We start from the raw sequence: 19,627 nt of genomic DNA, 5'->3' as shown, positions 1-19,627 counted from the left end.
GGGTTTTCCCACCCCGGCAACCCGCGTATCATCCGCATACACAAATCTGAACGTTCCCACGCCAGCCCCAGACCAAAAGTCTTGCGCCCCACGCGTGTATGCTGCTTCAGGTACCCAGACAATCATCAGTGACATACAACGACCGGCCAGCTTCATGGCCAGGCCAGGCATGCCGGCTGTCCGACGGATGGGACGGTGCCCGATGAGATTTGAAGGAATAGGTTTTGATCAAGCGTAGAAAGGTTGCAATCGTTGGTTGTGCGTACCGTTTCCCTGGCTCTTCCAATGCAGGCTTCTGGCAAAACCTGATGGAGGGCCGCGACCTGGTGACCCAGGTTGACCCGTCGCGCTGGAACAAACGCGAGTTCCTGCACCCGGACAAGGCCAGCCCTGCAACCAGCTACACCTTCGCCTCAGGCACCCTGGGTGATATCAGCGCTTTCGACGCAAGCTTCTTCAGCATCTCGCCGCGTGAAGCCGCGATGATGGACCCGCAGCAGCGCATGCTGCTGGAAATGTGCTGGGAAACCTTCGAAAACGCCGGGGTCAAGCCTTCCAGCCTGCGTGGCAGCAACTGTGGCGTATACCTGGGCATCGCCGGTGTCGAGCAGTCCTACCGCCTGCTCGAGGACCTGTCGTCCATCGATGGCGCCACGGCGACCGGCAACACCATGAGTATCGCGGCCAACCGTCTGTCGTTTTTCTACGACCTGCGTGGCCCGAGCATGGCCATCGACACCGCCTGCTCCTCGTCGCTGGTGGCCTTCCACCAGGCGTGCCAGGCCATCCTCAGCGGTGATGTCGACCAAGCCGTGACCGGCGGTATCAGCCTGCACATGCACCCGTTCGGGTTCATGATCTTCGCCAAGGCGACCATGCTGTCGCGCACCGGGCGCTGCCAGTCGTTCGACGAGAACGGCGACGGTTATGCCCGCTCCGAAGGCGGCGGGTTGTTCCTGCTCAAGGACTACGACCAGGCCGTGGCCGATGGCAATACCATCTTGGCGGTGGTGGCGGCCAGTGCGGTGAACACCGACGGGCGCAAGTCCAGCCTGACCCTGCCCAATGCCGAGGCCCAGGCTGCGTTGCTCAAGCGCGCCTACACCCAGGCCGGCATCGCCCCCGAGCAGCTGGACTACCTGGAAGCCCACGGCACCGGCACCGCCGTGGGAGACCCGATCGAAACCCGCGCCATCGGCGAGGCACTGGGCCAGGCGCGCGGCGCCGGCAACCCGCTGCCAATCGGCTCGGTAAAAAGCAACCTCGGGCACCTGGAAGCCGCCTCTGGCGTGGCTGGCCTGGTAAAGGCACTGAACTGCCTGGCCGAGCGTACCGTACCCGCGACCATTGGCGTGCAGGCGCTGAACCCGAACATCGCGTTTGCCGACCTCAACCTGCAGGTGGTCACCGAGCCGCTGCCGCTGAAGGCCGATGGCCAGTTGACCGTGGGGGTGAACTCGTTCGGCTTTGGCGGCGCCAACGCCCATGTCATCCTGCAAAGCCCCGAGCCCCAGGCGCCTGCAGCGCACGCGGCCAGCGCCCGGCGCGTGCCGTTATTGCTCAGTGCCAAGAGCGAAGAAGGCCTGCGCGCCACCGCAGAACGCTTTGCCGCCTACCTGGCCGGGCAGCCGCAGGCCGACTATTACGATGTGGCCTACCAGGCGATGTTCCGCCGCGATGCGCACAGCCATCGCCTGCTGCTGGTTTGCGACAATGCAGCCGAAGCGGCCCAGGCGCTGGACGACTATGCCCAGGACCCGACCCTCAGCGAACTGAGTGCAGTGCTGGAGGCCGGCCAGGCCCTGGACGGCGCCTCGGCACCGGTATTTGTCTATTCCGGCAACGGTTCGCAGTGGCAGGGCATGGGCCGGGCAATGCTCGACCAGCCGCTGTTCGCCGCCGCTGTGGATGAAGTGGACGCGTTGTTCCAGCCCTTGGCGGGCTACTCGCTGCGCGCCGAGCTGCTGGGTGACAACGGCGAAGGCCGTTATGCACGTACCGAAATTGCCCAGCCTGCACTGTTTGCCCTGCAAGTGGCGGTTACCAAAGTGCTGGCTGCCGAAGGCATCCACCCGGTGGCGGTGATCGGCCACAGTGTGGGGGAAGTGGCCGCGGCCTGGGCCAGCGGCGCGTTGAGCCTGAAGGACGCCACCCAGGTCATCTACCACCGCAGCCGCCTGCAGGGCCTCACCCGTGGCACCGGGCAAATGACGGCGGTCGGCCTGTCGGGTGAAGCCGCAGCGCAGCTGATCACTGAGCTGCAGCTGGACCACCGTCTGGTCGTGGCGGGCGAGAACAGCGCCCGCGGCGCCACCGTGGCCGGTGAGGTCGACGCCCTGGCACTGCTGGAAGCGGCCCTGGAAGCGCGCCAGGTATTCGCCCGTCGCCTGGACCTGGACTACGCCTTCCACTCGCCGGCAATGGACCCGATCGAGCAAGCGGTCATCGACGACCTCGCGCATATCCGCCCGCAGGCTACCAAGATTCCGTTCTACTCCACTGTTGTCGGTGGCCAGTTGAACGGCGAACGCCTGGACAGCCAGTACTGGTGGCAGAACATTCGCTTCCCGGTGCTGTTCCAGGGCGCGCTGGCTGCCTTGGTGCGCAATGGCCTCAACCTGTTCGTCGAAGTGGGCCCGCATGCCATTCTGCGCAGCTACGTCAGTGATGTGCTGGCCGAGTGCGAACAAGCAGGGCAGGTGGTTGGCACCCTCAAGCGCAACGACCACAGCCCGCTGCTGCTGGAACGTACCGTAGCCCGGCTGCAGATTGCCGCTGTCGAGCCACAGTGGCCGGCACGCTTCCCGGTGGCCGGGCGCCCGCTGCGCCTGCCTAACTATGCCTGGCAACACGATCACTTCAGCTTGCCGGTAAGTGCCGAGGCCCAGGGCCCGCTGAGCCGCGAGCGCGTGCACCCGCTGCTGGGCTACCCGGTAACAGACCAGGCGCTGACCTGGGAAAACCGCCTGGATACCCAGCAGTACCCTACCCTGGCCGACCACAAGGTGGGCGAGTCGGTACTGTTCCCAGGTGCAGGCTTTACCGAGCTGGCCCTGGCCGTTGCGCAACTGCACCAGCCGGGTGAGTTCGTCGATATCGAAGAGCTGGAAATCCACAACCCTCTGCTGCTAAGCAGCGAGGTCAGCAAGAAAGTGCGCGTGCAGGTGGAAGAGGCCGATGGCACGTTGCGCATCAGCTCGCGTACCTTGATGCAACGCGAAGACTGGGTACAGCACGTGGTCGCACGCTTGCCGGGCGAAGCGCGCGGTGTGCTGCTGGACACCCGGGCACCGGCGTTGCCAGCCCGCCCGGCAGACTTCACCGGCGAGCAGCATCTGGCCATGACCTGCGCGGTTGGCCTGAACTATGGCCCCGCTTACCAGACTGTGGCCGCAGCCTGGGTGGAGGGGGAGCGCGTGTTGGCTCAGTTGGTGGTGCCCGCTGCCATCGAACACGAACTGGCAAGCCTGCACCTGCACCCGGCGTTGCTCGATGGTGCCTTCCAGCTGATTACCGAGCTGCTGGCCAGCCACCAGGGGCATGACGATGGCCTAGCGTTCATCCCCGTCAAGCTAGGGCGCATTGCCTTTACCAACGCTGGCGGTGTACCGGTGCTGGCCGAGGTGCGCCAGCGCAAGCGCACCGCGCATTCGCTGCTGGTCGACTTCACCCTGTTCGATGCCAGCGGTGCTGCCGTGCTGGCAGTCAAGGATGCGCGCATGCGCGCCGTGCGCCTGCAGTACGACCGCAGTGGCGATATCAAGCGTATGGCCCATGTGGGGCAAGCCGCGCCTGGCGCAGTTGTGCCGTTGCAGCGTAATGCCGTGGCCTGTTCGCCGCTGGCCGAGGCCTTGCAGTGCCTGGCCGACGAGCCAGCACAGGTGCGTTACCTGAATGAAGTAGAGCCACTGCTGGATGTGCTGTGCAGCAGCTTTGTTCTTGATGCGGTGGAACAGGCCGGCGGTTGCATCAGTGCCGAGCAGGTCGCGCTATGGTCGCAGGGCCAGGGCGACTTCCTGGCGATGCTGTTGCGCCATGCCGAGCACGACGGCAGCCTGCAGCGTAGCGCTGACGGCGGCTGGCAACAGGTCGACCAGGGCGAACGCCCGACATCGCAGGCTATCTGGCAGGAGCTGTTCAGGAGCTACCCCGAGTACTTCCAGATTATCCATTCCGTAGGCCGTATCGGCCGTCATCTGTCGGCGTTGCTGGATGGCAGCCAAACCTTCGACACCCTGCAACCGCGCGAAACCAGCGGCGCCAGCCTGTCGCGGCTGGTACTGGGTGCGGCAGGGCAGCAGCACCTGCTCAGCGGCATTGGCCAGACCTTGGCCGAACGCCTGGCGCAACTGCCGCCCGGCCAGCGCCTGCGTGTGCTGGAATTCGGCTTTGGTGGCGCTTCGTTCGCCGAGCTGTTGTACGCCGGCCTGGATTTCGATCGCCTCGATTACGCCTACTGCGTCGCCGAGCCCGAGCTTGAGCAGCGCCTGCGTGACGATTGCCCGGCGTTGGAGGTGCTTGGCCTGGAGCAACTGGCCGAAGCCGGTACCTTCGACTGGGTACTGGTGCCTACCGACTTTGGCCCCCTGGGTACCGTGGGCGACGCCCTGCGCCTGGCCAGTGGCCAGCTCAACCCGCACGGCCAGTTGGCGCTGCTTGGGCAGTACCCGGCGCGCTGGGCCGATTTCGTCTTCGGTGCCCAGCCAGAGTGGTGGCTGGCCGGCCCGCAGCAGGCGTTGTCGCGCCAGCAAGGCCCGGCGTTCTGGAGCCATGAGCTGCAGCGACACGGCCTGACCGCGCTGCGCACGCTGGAGGCGTTGCCGGGTAACGCCTGTGGTAGCTACCTGTTGCTGGCGGACAAGCCCGCCGGTGCTGACACGGCTGCACCCGTGGCAGTGCAGCGCTGGGCCGTACTCGCCGAAGCAGGGCAGGGCGCTGCCCTGCGCCTGGCAGAGCAACTGCGCGCCCAGGGCCAGCAGGTTGAGCTGTTGCAGCCGGGCGACGCCCAGGCGCTGGCGGCTCAGCTTGGCGCCTTTGCCCAGCCCCCTGAGCATGTGCTGCACCTGGCCGGTTTCGACAGCGGCACAGGCCTCGATGGCCAGGCCGAGCGCTGCATGCAAGCGGCCGCGCTGGTACAGGCCTGTGACTCGCTGACGATCGCCCCACAGTGCTGGCTGTTCAGCCGTGGCGCTGCCGAGCACCTGTACAGCGTCGATACCGCCGCTGACGTTGCGGCCATTGGCGACGCCGCCCTGTGGGGCTTTGGCCGTACCCTGGCCAACGAATCCCCCCACTGTCGTATTCGCCTGCTCGACCTGGCCCACGCGGCAGCGGTCGAGCTGGCGGTACCTGCGTTGCTGCACGCCGACAGCGAAACCGAGTTGGCCCTGGATGCCGAAGGCCGTCGCTACGTGCCGCGCCTGCGCGTGCTGGCCGACCAGCCGCGCCGCGCAGTGGGCGATGCGCAGTGGGTATGCCTGGGCTTCGACCTGCCGGGCCAGCTGCGCAACCTGCGCTGGGAAGTGCGCGAGCCGCGTCAACCGGCGGCGGATGAGCTGGACATTCAGGTGCGCGCAACGGGCCTCAACTTCCGTGACGTGATGTTCGCCCTGGGCCTGCTGTCGGATGAAGCGATCGAAAACGGCTTCTCCGGCCCGACCCTGGGCTTCGAATTTGCCGGTGTGGTGCAGGGCAAAGGCGCCGAGGCAGTGGGCGACTTCGCCCCGGGTGACCGTGTTGTGGGCTTTGGCCCCTGCAGCTTCGCCAACCGCCTGGTCACCAACGCCAACGCCGTTGCACGCATCCCCGAAGGGATGTCGTTCGAAGCGGCGGCGACCATTCCAAGTACCTTCTTCACCGTGTACTACGCACTGCATCACCTGGCGCGCCTGGAACCGGGCGAGAAGGTGCTGATCCACGGTGCTGCCGGTGGCGTGGGCATCGCAGCCATCCAGATCGCCAAATGGCTGGGCGCAGACATTCACGCCACCGCAGGCAGTGACGAGAAGCGCGACTTCCTGCGTTTGCTGGGTGTGAACCACATCTACGACTCCCGTTCGCTGGCTTATGCCGACCAGGTGCTGGCAGCCACCGGTGGGCGTGGCGTGGACGTGGTGCTCAACTCGCTGGCCGGTGAGGCTATCAACCGCAACCTGCAGGTGCTGAAGCCGTTTGGTCGCTTCCTGGAGCTGGGCAAGCGCGACTTCTACCAGAACACCCGTATTGGCTTGCGCCCGTTCCGCAACAACATCAGCTATTTCGGTATCGACGCTGACCAACTGATGAGCGAGCGCCCCGCGCTCACCCGCCGCCTGTTCGCCGAAATGATGGAACTGTTCGAGCAGGGCATCCTGCATCCGTTGCCGTTCCGCGAGTTCGACGCCAACCAGGTGGTCGAAGCCTACCGTTACATGCAGCAGGCGCGGCAGATTGGCAAGGTCGTGGTGACTTACGCCAACCCGATCCAGCAAACCGTCGATACCCGCGTACAGCCGGTGCGGGCACTGCAGCTTGCCGCCGATGCCAGCTACCTGGTCACCGGCGGCCTGGGTGGCTTTGGCTTGCGTACTGCGCAGTGGCTGATCGACAAAGGTGCCCGTCACCTGGTGTTGCTGGGCCGTCGTGGCCCGGCCAGTGAAGAGGCCCAACCGCAGCTGGCGTTGTGGCACGCCCAAGGTGTCGATGTGCAGGCCGTGGCATGCGACATTACCGACCGTGAGCAACTGCGCGGGGTGTTCGATCGCATCGGCGCCAGCCCATGGCCACTGCGTGGCCTGGTGCATGCCGCGACGGTGATTGACGACAGCCTGATCCGCAACCTTGACGGCGACCAGTTGCGTCGCGTGCTGGAACCCAAGGCCAAGGGCGCGCAATACCTGCATGAGCTGACCCAGGGTCTGGCGCTGGACTTCTTCGTGATGTTCTCCTCGGCCACGACCCTGTTCGGCAACCCCGGCCAGGCCAACTACGTGGCGGCCAACCACTGGCTCGAAGCCCTTGCGCGGCACCGTCGTGCTCAGGGCCAGGCAGCCACCGCCGTGCTGTGGGGCGCCATCGACGATGTCGGCTTCCTGGCGCGCAACAGCCAGATCAAGGACGCCCTGCAAAGCCGCATGGGGGGCTCGGCGCTGCGGGCCGAGGCAGCCTTGGCACAGCTCGAGGCCATGCTGTTGCAGGGTGATAACGGCCATGGCGTGCTGGAGCTGGACTTCAAGGCCCTGGCGCGCTTCCTGCCGAGCGCCACTACACCGCGCTTCAGCGAACTGGCCCGTGCCTATGGCGGCGACCATGAGGATGAAGGTGGCGGTGAAGACATCCAGCGCATGCTGGCGGAGCTTGACGATAACGAACTGCGCGAACGCTTCGTCGACATGCTCAAGCACGAGGTGTGCGAGATATTGCGCCTGCCGCCGGCACGCCTGGATGCTCAGCGCCCGCTACAGGAAATGGGGCTCGATTCGTTGATGAGCGTCGAGTTGGTGGTGGCGCTGGAGGAGCGTTTCGGTATTCGCCTGCCGGTGATGGAACTGAGCGACAGCTCCAGCATCGACAAGCTTGCCGTACGCCTGCTGGAGCTGCTGCGCGGCGAAGCGAGCAGCGGCGAAGAGCAACTGGCGCAGAATGTGCTTGCCCGCCATGGTAGCGAGCACAGTGCCGAAGAGTTGGCGCAGATGAACGCAGCCTTGGCCGACAGCAACGCGGCACCCAACCGATTGATTGATTAAGAGTGCCAGATGACAGCCAGAACCCCGACCGGCCTTGGTGGCGATGCCAAGCAACGCCTGATCCAGCAAGCCCTCGCCCGGCGCCGCCATGTGGCGGCCGAGGGTGAGCCGGGTGCCACCCTGGAGCAGGTACAGCAGGCTGCCCTGAAGGTGCCCGAGGCGCACTATCGCTTTGATCTGCACCCGGGGTACCAGCAACTGCGGGTCATCCAGCAGAGTGCCCTGCAGCTGGGCGTGAGCAACCCGTTCTTCCGTATGCACCAGGGGACCGCTGGTGCCCAGACGCAGATTGGCGAGCGCGAGTACCTCAACTTTGCCAGTTACAACTACCTGGGCTACTCCGGCCACCCGATCGTGGCCGAAGCGGCCAAGGCGGCGATCGACCGTTACGGCACCTCGGTGTCGGCCAGCCGCCCGGTGTCGGGCGACCGCCCGCTGCACCGCGAGCTCGAGCGCGAACTGGCCCGCCTGTACGAGGTGGATGATGCGGTGGTGATGGTCAGTGGCCACGCCACCAACGTCACCACCATCGGCTACCTGTTCGGGCCCCGCGACCTGGTGGTGCATGATGAGCTGATTCACAACAGCGTGTTGCAGGGTATCCAGCTCTCGGGTGCCCGCCGTCTGAGTTTTGCCCACAACGACTGGCAGGCGCTGGACCGCCTGCTGGGCGAGCAACGCCAGCACTTTGAGCGGGTGCTGGTGGTGGTGGAAGGCATCTACAGCATGGACGGCGACTACCCCGAGCTACCCCGGTTCGTCGAGCTCAAGCATAAGCACAAGGTTTTCCTGATGGTGGATGAAGCCCATTCGCTGGGGGTGATGGGGGCGACGGGCAAAGGTATTCGCGAGCATTATGGGTTGGCGGGTGATGACGTCGACATCTGGATGGGGACGTTGAGCAAGACCCTGGCCAGTTGCGGCGGGTACATTGCGGGCCGCACGGCACTGATCGAGCACCTGAAGTTTCTGGCGCCGGGGTTTTTGTACAGTGTCGGCATGCCACCGGCGGTCACGGCCTCTGCGTTGGCAGCGTTGAAGCTGCTGGCGGCAGACAGCGAGCGAGTAGCGCAAGTACAGGCGCGAGGGGCGCTGTTCCTGCGCCTGGCGCGTGAAGCAGGGCTGGACACGGCGACCAGTACCGGGTTGGCGGTGATCCCGGTGATTACCGGCAGTTCGTTCAAGGCCGGCCGCTTGTCCAGCGCCCTGTTCGAGCGTGGCATCAATGCCCAGCCGATCCTGTACCCGGCGGTGCCGGAGCATTCGGCGCGGGTGCGTTTTTTTGTGTCTTGCGAGCATACGGAAGAGCAGATCAGGCATACCGTGGCGGTGGTGGCGGAGGAGATGGCGCGGCTGGGGTGAGGGCCACGCCTACAGCCAGATGGCATCCCAGTGCGGGTATTCGCCGACATTGGGTGCCAGGCCGGCCCTGACCGGGTTGGCAATGATGTACCGAGCGGCGTTGAGCAGGTCATCATCCTTGCGCATGGCGCGATCGCAGTAGCCCGCCTGCCAGATGGGGATGGGTGTTCCACCAGCCTTGTGCAAGGCAAGGCTGGACCTTGATTTGAAGCGGCGCATCAACGTGGCCAGTGTCACCTGTTTCAGTTCTATCAGCCAATGCACATGGTCGGGCATGACGACCCAGGCCAGCGTGACGCAGCTGTTTTCCCGGTCTGCTTGGCGCAAGTGATTGACCACCAGCCTGGCCAGGTTGAAGTTGTGAAAGAGGGGGCGACGCTGGTGGGTGACGGTTGTCAGCATATACAGCCTGCCGGGGTGTGAAACCCGGTGGCGGCGCAGATGGTGGGCATGGGCGTAGTGCATGGGGTCATCCTTGAGGCTTCGATAGTTCGAGCCAGCGTAGACGCCTTCATGATGCCGGCAGCGATTCAACCATTGCAGAATGTGCCCACCGACCAAGGAAGACGGTGATTGGGCAGGGATATTGGCCAGCAGGGCCGGCCCTTTCGCGGGTAAACCCGCTCCTACACGACGGCGTGTGTCCGACCAACGATGCCTTTCCACCCTCCTTGTAGGAGCGGGTTCACCCGCGAATACGGTGGCGGCGGCAACGGTGAACGGCCAGGGATATTGGCCCGCAGGCCCGGCCCTTTCGCGGGTAAACCCGCTCCTACACGACGGCGTGTGTCCGACCAACGATGCCTTTCCACCCTCCGTGTAGGAGCGGGTTCACCCGCGAATACGGTGGCGGCGGCAACGGTGAACGGCCAGGGATATTGGCCAGCAGGCCCGGCCCTTTCGCGGGTAAACCCGCTCCTACGACGGTCTGCGTTCAACCACCGGGGCGGGCCGGGTCGGGCGTGGGTCAGATATGCGGCGCCTCATACGCATTCAACTGCTCCACAAACCGCCAATGGCTCTTCTTGTCAAACCCCATCAACCGCTTCAACCGGATATCCCAACGCATGTGGTGGTTGGCAATCCATGGCAAGGCAAACAGGTGCGCCCCACGCCATGGGATGAATGGGTTACGCCGCAGGCTGGCATAAATCTCGACGCGGTGGCTGGCCTGGTGGCTCGCACAACGGGCATGGAAACCGGACGTGTCCGCCACCACCAGGGTGTTGGCGGGCACCGCAAAGCGACGGGGTGGCGGCAAGCCGAGGGCAGCCAGCTCCGGTTCGTCGATGCGGAACGAACCCTCACGGTGCATCTGCTCGCTGGAGCAGGCCGCCCCCAGGCTTTGACGATACTCCCAGGCCAAACGCTCCGGCGTCAGGCGGTGCGACCCCGGCACATAACTGAACGGCCCTTGGTCATCCGCCACGTCGTCCAGGAACAACCACGCCTTCGCCGTGGGGTGGAAGGTGTCGGCATGCAGGCGGGTCTGCGGGTCCTGGTCGGCATTGGCGGCGTCGATCACGATCGACTGCAACTGGTAGGTAATGCCACCGGTATTGGACGACGCATACGCAATCAGGTCGCGCACCCCACGGTCCGCCACAAACGCTGCACTGGCCGGGTTTTGCGCCAGCACGTCCTGGTCAAGGCTGACCCGGCGGGTAACCGCGCGGCCTTGGCGCATTTCCCAGCCGGTGCTGCGCAATGCACCCAGCTCGGCACGCAAGGCCGCAAACTGCTCGGCAGGCAGGGCGTTTTCACGGATGAAAAAACCGTTCTGCTCAAAATGCGCGCGCTCACCGGCATCCAGCCGCGAGGCCAGTGCATTGCGGCGGTAACCTGCCATGGCCATCGCCAGCTGACGACGCTGCACATGCAGGCCCAGGGCATTGAGCCGGGCACTGCCCAGCACCGGGTTGTTCTCGAACGACTTGGCATGGGTAGCCAATTGCAGGCAATGCCAGGGGAGTGCCGCGTAACGGCCGATGTCCTTGATCGAAACAGGCATGATCTAGTCCTTTGATGGGGCCAGTGGCCGGCCACAGCCGAGCATGGTCCGGGTATAGTTGAGCAAAGGGGCCACTCGTCGAAAGGCCACCGGCGCCGGGTGGGGCGCGTTGAGGCAGGCGAGGGCGTGCCAGGCATCGCAGGGCAGGTCTTGCTGGACGTCGGCATAGCGCGCATAGCGCAACAAGGCGCCGGCTACCAACTGGTCCAGGGTTAAACGCCGGGTGCGCCGGGGTAAGGGTTGATGGTCCTCGGTCAGGCCCCAGCCGGCATAGAACGGCGTGCCGTAGGTGACCACCGGCAGCCCGCGCAGCAAGGCCTCGAAACCGGCGGTGGAACTGAGCGTATGCAGTGCATCGACCTGGCCATACAGGCTGGCGATGTCCACACCCGCCAGTACCTGGTCGGCCAGCCCCACCAGCTGTGCCGGGGCAATGTGCCCGCGACGCTTGCCGGCTTCCACGTCGGGGTGCGGCTTGTACAGAATCCAGGCATCCGGCAACCGCGCGCGCACCTGTTGCAGCAGCCGCAGGTTGCACCCGGCACCGCCACCGCTGCACAGCGTCGAGGCATCATCCTCGACCTGGCCCACCACCAGTACCCGCAGTTGGCCCGGCTGCCCCAACAGGGCCGGGCGCACATTGCTGCGCAGGTTGAACTTGCTGGTGCCGCTGGCAACGATCTGTGCCCGCAAGCGCGCCGCTTCGGCCAGGCATGGGGCGTCGAATTTGCCATGCTGCAACAGCTGCTCCAGGTCGCTGGCAGACTGCGCATCGTAATGAATGCCACCCCGGTCCAGCACCAGAGACAGCGCCGGGCTGTTGGTAGCCCCCAACCCCGTGGAGCGCAGGAAACCATCCTCGACCCGCCACAGTGGCACCCCCGCCTGGCGCGCACGTTCGGCCAGGCCTGCCGGCTCGCGCGCAGCCCATACCAGCAGGCGGCCCTGTTCGGCCGCTACCTGGCTTATCAGTTGCGGGCTGTCCACGGTGAAGCGCAACTGCCCCCAACGGCTTGCGAAAAAACGCCGGATGTTGTGCTGCTTGTGCCGCTTCACGCCCAGTACCGTGGTGGGGCCGGCAAACGCAGCATCGCGGGCTTTCTTGCTGGCCAACTGGCGGGCAACGGTCAAGGCATCGGTCAGTTGGCCGCTCAATGGGTCGACATACCGGCAGTAGCGCACATAGGCCGCCGCCACCAGTTGCACAAGGTCTGGCCGTGCCTGCCGGCGAGCAATGGCCATGCGGTCATCGGTCAGCCCCCACCCCGCGTAGAACGGCAGCCCGAAACAGGTAACCGGCACGCCCTGGATCAGCGCCTCCAGCCCGGCCTGGCTGGTACCCACATACACACGCCGGGCACGCCGGGCCAGTGACGCCCAGGCTACCGGCCGCGCCTCCAGCGTTACCCCACGGGCCCGCGCGGCATCCAGCAGGCAACTGGGCTTTTGCCCGCCCAGGCAGTCCGGGTGAATGCGCACGCGCACGTCGGCATCAGGGTTTTCTGCCAGGGCCTCATCCAGCATTCGCACGTAGTCGGCTTCGCATAGCCCGCCGCCCGGGATCGAATAATCCCCGGCAGTCTGGTCCACCACCAGCACCAGCGGCCGTTCACGGCCCAGCGGGTCGTCGTCGGGCAGGTCCTGGGCGTTGTTGTACTTGCCGATGCCGCTGCTGCGCATCAAGGCAATCAGTTCGCGGGCGCAATTAAGCTCGTATGCGCTGAGCGCCTCGGGCTGCTGCAGAATGTTTTCCAGCAGCGAAGGGCGGTCTGCCAGGTAGTGGATGCCCACCGGGTCGACCACCATGGACATCGGCGTGTCGCCCTCGATGCCCAGCGAGGAAGAGCGCAAAAAGCCGTCTTCCAGCGCAATATAGGGCAGCCCCCAGCGCTGGCACAGCACCCGGGCATGGGCCGACGACTGCTTGTAGCCGATACCGGCAATGGCCTTGAGCCCCTTGGGCGCCTTGCGGCCACGGCGCCACAGCCAGAAGGGCGGGCCTTCCGGGCCGAGGAACTGCGGCAGGTGTAGCACCTTCCAGGCCACCCACTGCGACATGATGCCGACCCAGCCGATGCCGTCTACCAGGGCATCGGGCGGCGAGTAACCTTCGGGCGGGTGGGGTACAAAGGGAGGCGTGTTGTGCATTACACGGCCCGCCACATGTTGCGCACCGGCGGGAACGGCACCCAGCGCTTGCGGCGCAGGGCAAAGCCATTATGCAGGTACAGGTGCTGTGCCCGATGATTGCTCAGCGGCACCTCCAGCTCTACCTGGGTAAAGCCCTGGGCGGCGGCGTGCGCGCAGCACGCCTGCACCAGCGCCGAGCCCACGCCTTGCTGGCGTGCGGCCTTGCTGACCCGCAGCCCGTACAGCAAGAACGGGTAGCGCCATTCGCGCAGTTCGCTCAGGCAGAACCCGATAAACCGCACCCAGCCACTCAACACGCCAAACTCACGCACGAACGGCCGCCAGTGCCAGGCAAACAGCCCGCGCCGGCCATGCTTGAAGGCGGCAAAGCCCAGCGCCTGCTCGCCGTCGAAGGCCAGCAGCACACGGTCCCAGTGGATAGCCGCGCCCAGCAGGCGATAGCGGCAGGCCGTATCGCCAATCAGAAACGCCAGCGACCCCCGCCCCTCGGTCAGCAAGCGGGCCAGGGCAGGGTCTGCGGCACGCTCCGGCGACAGGTCCGATCCCAAAACGATACGCACCACGTTGTCAGGCTACCCCGGCACTGGCCACAGGCGAGTCCTGGCGGGTTGCCGGCGCCAGGGCATGGGCCAGCAATGTGCTGGACAACTGCTGCACCGGCATGGGCCTGGCCCCGCAGCCAGGCTGGCGGCGGTTGGACCACACCAGGTAGTCGGTATCACCTGCGGGCGCCCCAATAGCCTGGTACACCTCGGGCAGGATCGGCACATGGTCACCGAAGAAGCACAGCAGCGCCTCGTTCGGCTGGGCCAGCAGGGTTTCGCGCAGCATGCCCAGCATGCGGTCGGCATTGGCGATGTGCCGCACGTAGGGCGCCAGGTCTTTCATGCCCGGCTGTAGCGGGCGGTCGAACCAGGTGGGCAGCTCGTGCGCGGCTACGCTTTCCAGGTGCAACGGGCCGTGGTTTTCCATGGTCACCGCATGGATGAACAGCGGCTGGGTACGGCCTGGCGCCTGCAGCAGCGCGCGGATTTTGTCTGCCACGGCGCAATCACCAATGAACGGCCCGGCCTTTTGCGACGCGTTGAACGCCTTCACATCGATGAATTCATCAAAGCCCAATGCCGGCAACACCTTGTTGCGGCCATAGAAACCACCATCGTACGGGTGGATGCAAATGGTCCGGTACCCCTGCGCCTTGAGCCTGGCGGCGATACTGGGCAGGCCTTGGCGGGCCAGCACCCGGTACGGGTTGAAGCGGTGCACGCCCAGCCGGTCGGCAGGGATGCCGGTCAGGTAGGCGAACTCGGTCCGCACCGTATTGGCGCCCCAGGCGGCCACCTGCAGTTTGCCCCGGGCCAGCGCCTGGCTGGCCAGCAGGTCGTACTGGTGGAGCACGTTCGGGCGCACGCCAGGCCACAGCCCACGCACATCGAAGAACGACTCGCTCTGCACCGAGACCAGGTCCGGCAGCGCCCCGGCCTGGGCCACTGTCGCCTGCGCGGCAGGCTGCCCAGAGGCCGGCACCGCCACACCCGCAAACGGCGAGCCCAGCCCGTCCCGGTCCACCGGCGCCCGCGCCGCCCAGAAGTACCGCCACAAGCTGGCCGCCAACCCCCAGCCACGCACATCCTGCTCGGCATCAAAGCTCGGCTTCACAGGCCGATGCCCCAGGCGCAGCAGGCCCAGGCCCAGCGCCAACGGCAGCAACGCCGCAAGCCGCGCGCCCGCCACCTCGAAGCTCAACCCCGCCCACAGGTAAACCACAAAGCCCACCGCCAGCAGCGCGGCCTTGCCAAAGCCAAAGAACGGCAAGTACAACCGCGGGAACTTCACTGCGTCGCTGAAATACTCGAAATCTGCACACACAAACGGCTCGCGCAGCGAGTGATACTTGGCATTGCTTACCAGCACGATCAGCAGCCACAGCAGCAACACATTCACGCCACTGAACACGGGCCGCGCCGTCAGTGCATACAACAGCCCGAATGCCACACACCATAGCCCCGCATGCAGCAGCCAGCAATCGGCCGGGCGACGCAGGGCAGGGCGGGGAACCAGCAGGCGCTCGACCGCGACGGTCAAGCCCAGGCCGATCAAAGCGACCGGCAACATGGAAACATCAATCACTGTACTTCAACCCACGCAGGATCATCGAAGAAAGCCACTGCGGGATAAGCCCCAGCAGCCAGGTGCCCAGGTTGAGCGGGAACGGAAAGCTGATACGCGCCTGGTTTGCCGCCAGCCCGCGCTTGATACGCCTGGCCGCTTTGTCGGCGGTCCACAGAAAAGGTTTAGGCCCGGGCATTTCGAAGCACATCTTCGACTCCACATACCCCGGCACAATCACATTCACTTTTACCCCTTCCGGCGCCAGCCAGTCGCGGATGGCCTCGCCGTACACCCGGATGGCGGCCTTGCTGGCGCTGTAGGTGGGCGTGACCGGCAAGCCACGCCAGCCCGCCAGCGAGCTGAACAGGGCGATCTGCCCGTCGCCACGGCTGCGCATGGCGGGCAGGGCGGCCTCGACGGTGGCCAGGGCGGCCATCACGTTCACTTCCATCAGGGCGCGGCTGTCGTCCCAGTCTTCGGCTTCGCCATTGGCGCCCACGGCGGTGTTAAGCCCTGCGCCCACCAGCACCAGGTCGGGCTGATGCTGCTCGCTTACCCGGCGCACCATGGCCCGCAGGGCGTCCAGGTCGCGCACGTCGAGGGCTTCCAGCAGCACCTGGGCACCCAGGGCGCGGCATTGTTCGGCCATTTCGGCCAGGCGGTCCTGGCGCCGGCCTTGCAGGATCAGCGTCACCCCCGGCGCGGCGTAGGCAGGCGCCAACGCGCCACCAATACCGCCTGTGGCGCCGGTGATGAGGATGCAGCGGGGAGAGGCGTGCGAACTCATAGGTATTTTTCGATTCTTGAGGTTTTCGCCATCAGCACTTCCAGGCAGTTGGCCACGGCCATGTCCATGCCGCAGGCGGTGTAGAAGCCGCCGTTGACCTGGGTGGTGTGGATGACCGTGTTGCGGAAGCGATGGAAGAGCTTGATGTCCGGCATGTCCGGGGTGTGCCAGAAATCAGCCAGGCTGCCTTGGTGGGTAAGGCCGGGCATGGCGTAGATAGGGTCGGCCAGGGTGATGGTCGGGCGCCCGTGCAGCAGCGCCGAAGCCCCGGCGGTGCTGTTGACGGTAACCATGCCATTAATGTGCGAGAGCAAGGTTGGCATATGCCCGCTTTCCATGAACTCGACCCGGTCGGCTACGTCGTATTCGCGGGCCAGCGCCTCGGTGACGCGCCGGTAGTTGACCAGGCCAGGCGTCAGCGGATGGTTTTTGACCAGCAGGCGGGCATTGAACGGGGCATGCAGCGAGAACGAGTCGATCACGTGCTCGATGACCTGGGTCATGTTGTCGAACGGCGAGTGGTCGCGGATCTGCGCGTCGCTGTCCAACTGCAGCGGCAGCAGGAAGGTGGGCTGACGCTCACGGGCGACATCGGCGACCAGGGCGTCATCGTGGCTGCGGGCACGGAGCAGGCGCAGGCCTTGGCGGACGTATCCCATGTACTCCACCGCCGCGTTGAAGGGGGCGTGGGTTTGATACTTGGGATAGAACAGAGCATTCAAAGCCCCGCCAGCGTGATAGAGCACGTCGTGAGCAGCACGGGCGGCAAAAGACAGTTTGAAGGGCTTGCCGTTCTGATAGCGGGGAATGTGTTTGCCTACCTCGCGATACCAGTCAGGGTCCCGTGGCAAGCGCGAGTTGTTGTTGACGCCGTCGCGCTCCAGAGTGATCCAGTAGGGCCGGAAGTAGCCTTCTTCGAACACATGTACCCGAATGCCCTGCAAACGCGCGAGTTTGATCGCCGTGCGGTGCACGGGGCGGCAGTCGCCAAACAGTACGAGATCAGTAATGTCCAGCTGGCGGAACACTCCTGCATACCAGGCTTCTAGGTCATCAGCTTTGCCAGGGCAGGCCATGTTCGGGCCATCGGCGCCATACAGTTCATCGCCCACATTAAAGCGCACGCTGTGCACATACTGGCCAATGTCGCGTAAGGCTTTCGCCAGGCGTGCGAAAAAAGGCGAGCTGACGCCTTGTAGAAACAGGAAATTGCCGGTGGGCACGCGCAGCAGAGGACCACGCGTCGCCCTTGCATTCAGTTGGTCGGGCGCTTCATGCCCAACAAACTGCTCAAGCGTCGTTTCAAGTCCTGCCATCGAGAGGGGGCTCCTGGCTGCGGCGTTAGCGCGTGCCAATTCTGTAATTCGTACAAGGTCTGTTCAGGGGTAGTAAACCGATTGGTAATGCGGCTTACATAGGTCGGATAAAGCAAGAGCGTGCCAGCAACCAGCTCATCCAGGCTCAGTTTGCGGCTGCGCCGGGCCCGAACATCCGTTGACAGGTCCATGTCACGGGTCAAGCCCCAGCCGGCATAGAACGGCTGGCCGTAGGTGGTGACGGGCACGCCGCGCAGGAGTGCTTCAAAGCCGGACTGTGAGGTCAGTACGTGCACTTCATCGACGACTTCCAGCAATTGCTGGAGTGGCGTGTCGCCAATGACTTCATCGCACCAGTGCACGGTTTGCTCTTCGTCACCGCCACGGGCACGGGTACCAGCCAGCACCTCCGGGTGAGGCTTGTACAGGAGCCATGCGCTAGGGTTCTGCGCGCGCACAGCTTTCAGCAATTGCAGATTGCTGCGTATGCTGTTACCGCCAAATCGAATGGACGCATCGTCTTCCACCTGGCCGGTGACCAGGATGACCTTTGCTGCGCCAATAGGGCGACTCCAGCTAGAGCCTGGCAAATTGTATTTGGTCAGCCCGGCAGCGCATATTGCCTTCCGTAGCGACTGGGCACGGCCAAGCAATTGTGCGTCGAACTGGTCTGTCGCAAGAATGCGCTCTAGGCGCGAAGGCCGCGTAGCGTCGTAGTAGATGCCAATGTCATCGAGCACCCACGACAGCGGTCTTGCCTTGCCTGCGCCAAGCCCTACAGAGCGTAGAAAGCCATCCTCGACCCGTTTGACAGGGTGAGGGTGCATGTTCAGGTCATCATCGTGTTTACAGCCCCAGGCTACCACCGGCAGGTCTTGCGAAAGTGGATTCTCGGGCTTCACGAAGCGAATTTCTGCGCCGTTGAAGAACATTTCAACCAGTGGCTCTTTCCAGCGGCTGAATCCCAGCATCTGTACGGAGGTCGGCAGCACGCTGCGGTGACGTCGCTGCAGACCAAGCCAGTTGATCAGTACCTCCGGGGAGCACGGTACGCCCCGCTCTGGACAAACGTAACGTGGGTAGGCCACCAGCGTGGCATGAATCAATTGCGCCAGGGGCACCGGGTGACGTCGTGACGGTGCGGGCAGGCGGTCTTCGGTCAGGCCCCAACCGGCATAAAACGGCATGCCCCAGGTGTGTACTGGCACATTCCATAGCAAGGCATCAAAGCCAAGCTGCGAGGTCATCACAAAAACAGCGCGCATGTGTGGCAGCAGGTCGGCCGGGTGCGCATTGCGTGCAAGTACCTGTATCCGAGGGTTGCTTGCCAGAGCGGTAAGATCGAAATGCCCTTGCTTGCGACCTGCGACTACATCCGGGTGTACCTTGAGTACGATCGTGCAATCCGGATAGCGCGCCAAAGCCGCGTCAAGCATCGCCCGGAAGTCTTCAGCTCCGGCGCCCTGCAGTGACGCGTCGCCACTAGTCTGGTCAGCGACCAAAACACAGTTCTCAGGAAGCTCCGGCAGTTCGATGCGGGCATCGTTGTACTTGGAAACCCGCTGCTGTTGCCAGAGGTCACGAAGGGCCAAGGCACGTTGCGTCTGGTCCGCATCAAGAGGGGTGGCAATCAGTTGTTCGAGCCTGGAAGGCTGGCTGGCATCGTAATAGACGCCCAAGTCGTCCACGATCAATGACAGGGGAGGCTCATCGGCGCCTAAACCCACCGAGCGAACGAAACCGTCTTCAAGCGTTAAGACAGGCTTGCGGGCTTTCTGTGCTTCGGCCATTGCCTTTATTGCACTGGGCTTTCGGCCCCACGCCATAAGCCAGTCGGCGTGCTGCACGTCACGCGCAACGCCGTTCTGAAGAACGTAGTCGGGCAACAAGGCAGGCAGCGTGCTGATGGCCTGTGCGCCCTTTGACAGGATTAGCAGGCGAGGGCGGGGCGAAACGTCATCCATAAACGCGAAGCAGCATCCATTGGCAGATGAGGGACGACAAGGGCGCGGACCCTTGGCGAACCAGAGGAAAAATGAGGGCGAATCTTAATACATATTCACATTTGCGCGCGCGCAGATTCGGATAAAACGCAAAAAGAAATTAGACAATCTGCGTAAATGCTGACGGATGACATCAAAATGCCATCTTATCGATGCTAACT

General features: G+C 64.6%; 10 protein-coding genes. 2 read left to right on the top strand and 8 right to left on the bottom strand.

Features of this window, described 5'->3' with window-relative positions:
- Positions 1-224: 224 nt before the first annotated feature.
- Positions 225-7,724 carry a type I polyketide synthase gene (locus LVS58_RS03685; RefSeq protein WP_233689930.1) on the top strand — a complete coding sequence of 2,500 codons (7,500 nt, stop codon included), beginning with the start codon at positions 225-227 and terminating at the stop codon, positions 7,722-7,724.
- 9 nt (positions 7,725-7,733) lie between these two features.
- Positions 7,734-9,086 carry an aminotransferase class I/II-fold pyridoxal phosphate-dependent enzyme gene (locus tag LVS58_RS03680; protein ID WP_233689929.1) on the top strand — a complete coding sequence of 451 codons (1,353 nt, stop codon included), beginning with the start codon at positions 7,734-7,736 and terminating at the stop codon, positions 9,084-9,086.
- Positions 9,087-9,095: 9 nt separating this feature from the next.
- Here the strand turns inward: LVS58_RS03680 and LVS58_RS03675 are convergent, their stop codons facing one another.
- From LVS58_RS03675 to LVS58_RS03640, 8 genes are all read right to left on the bottom strand, one after another.
- Positions 9,096-9,551: an REP-associated tyrosine transposase gene (locus LVS58_RS03675; RefSeq protein ID WP_233689928.1), complete on the bottom strand. Its 456-nt coding sequence runs from the start codon at positions 9,549-9,551 to the stop codon at positions 9,096-9,098.
- A 502-nt stretch (positions 9,552-10,053) separates the two neighbouring features.
- Complete coding sequence (locus LVS58_RS03670; RefSeq protein WP_233689927.1) at positions 10,054-11,097, bottom strand: phytanoyl-CoA dioxygenase family protein; 1,044 nt, start codon at positions 11,095-11,097, stop codon at positions 10,054-10,056.
- Between the two features lie 3 nt (positions 11,098-11,100).
- The gene (locus tag LVS58_RS03665) at positions 11,101-13,245 is read right to left on the bottom strand and encodes a capsular polysaccharide biosynthesis protein (RefSeq protein WP_233689926.1); all 2,145 of its coding nucleotides are present in this window, start codon (positions 13,243-13,245) and stop codon (positions 11,101-11,103) included.
- A complete protein-coding gene (locus LVS58_RS03660) occupies positions 13,245-13,811 on the bottom strand; it encodes a GNAT family N-acetyltransferase (protein ID WP_325175972.1) in 567 nt (188 codons plus the stop codon). The genes LVS58_RS03665 and LVS58_RS03660 overlap by 1 nt, the downstream gene beginning before the upstream one ends.
- Positions 13,812-13,815: 4 nt before the next feature.
- Positions 13,816-15,363, bottom strand: coding sequence for an LTA synthase family protein (locus LVS58_RS03655; RefSeq protein ID WP_233689924.1), 1,548 nt, complete (start codon positions 15,361-15,363; stop codon positions 13,816-13,818).
- 7 nt (positions 15,364-15,370) lie between these two features.
- Entirely contained in the window at positions 15,371-16,147 is a 777-nt protein-coding gene (locus tag LVS58_RS03650) for an SDR family NAD(P)-dependent oxidoreductase (protein ID WP_003252728.1), read from the bottom strand.
- Positions 16,144-17,463 (bottom strand): capsule biosynthesis protein, encoded by a 1,320-nt coding sequence (locus LVS58_RS03645; protein ID WP_233689923.1) that lies wholly within the window; start codon positions 17,461-17,463, stop codon positions 16,144-16,146. Before LVS58_RS03645 ends, LVS58_RS03650 begins: the two co-directional genes overlap by 4 nt.
- Positions 17,403-19,427, bottom strand: coding sequence for a capsular polysaccharide biosynthesis protein (locus LVS58_RS03640; protein WP_233689922.1), 2,025 nt, complete (start codon positions 19,425-19,427; stop codon positions 17,403-17,405). The genes LVS58_RS03645 and LVS58_RS03640 overlap by 61 nt, the downstream gene beginning before the upstream one ends.
- Positions 19,428-19,627: the final 200 nt, after the last annotated feature.

The sequence above is a fragment of the Pseudomonas sp. JR33AA genome, from assembly GCF_021378985.1.
Taxonomy (GTDB): Bacteria; Pseudomonadota; Gammaproteobacteria; order Pseudomonadales; family Pseudomonadaceae; genus Aquipseudomonas; species Aquipseudomonas alloputida.
This window is presented reverse-complemented; position numbering and strand designations above follow the sequence as displayed.

Coding starts and splice junctions, on each gene's coding strand:
- LVS58_RS03680 (WP_233689929.1), top strand. CDS start 7,734: ATGACAGCCAGAACCCCGACCGGCCTTGGTGGCGATGCCAAGCAACGC.
- LVS58_RS03675 (WP_233689928.1), bottom strand. CDS start 9,551: ATGCACTACGCCCATGCCCACCATCTGCGCCGCCACCGGGTTTCACAC.
- LVS58_RS03670 (WP_233689927.1), bottom strand. CDS start 11,097: ATGCCTGTTTCGATCAAGGACATCGGCCGTTACGCGGCACTCCCCTGG.
- LVS58_RS03665 (WP_233689926.1), bottom strand. CDS start 13,245: ATGCACAACACGCCTCCCTTTGTACCCCACCCGCCCGAAGGTTACTCG.
- LVS58_RS03655 (WP_233689924.1), bottom strand. CDS start 15,363: ATGTTGCCGGTCGCTTTGATCGGCCTGGGCTTGACCGTCGCGGTCGAG.
- LVS58_RS03650 (WP_003252728.1), bottom strand. CDS start 16,147: ATGAGTTCGCACGCCTCTCCCCGCTGCATCCTCATCACCGGCGCCACA.
- LVS58_RS03645 (WP_233689923.1), bottom strand. CDS start 17,463: ATGGCAGGACTTGAAACGACGCTTGAGCAGTTTGTTGGGCATGAAGCG.
- LVS58_RS03640 (WP_233689922.1), bottom strand. CDS start 19,427: ATGGATGACGTTTCGCCCCGCCCTCGCCTGCTAATCCTGTCAAAGGGC.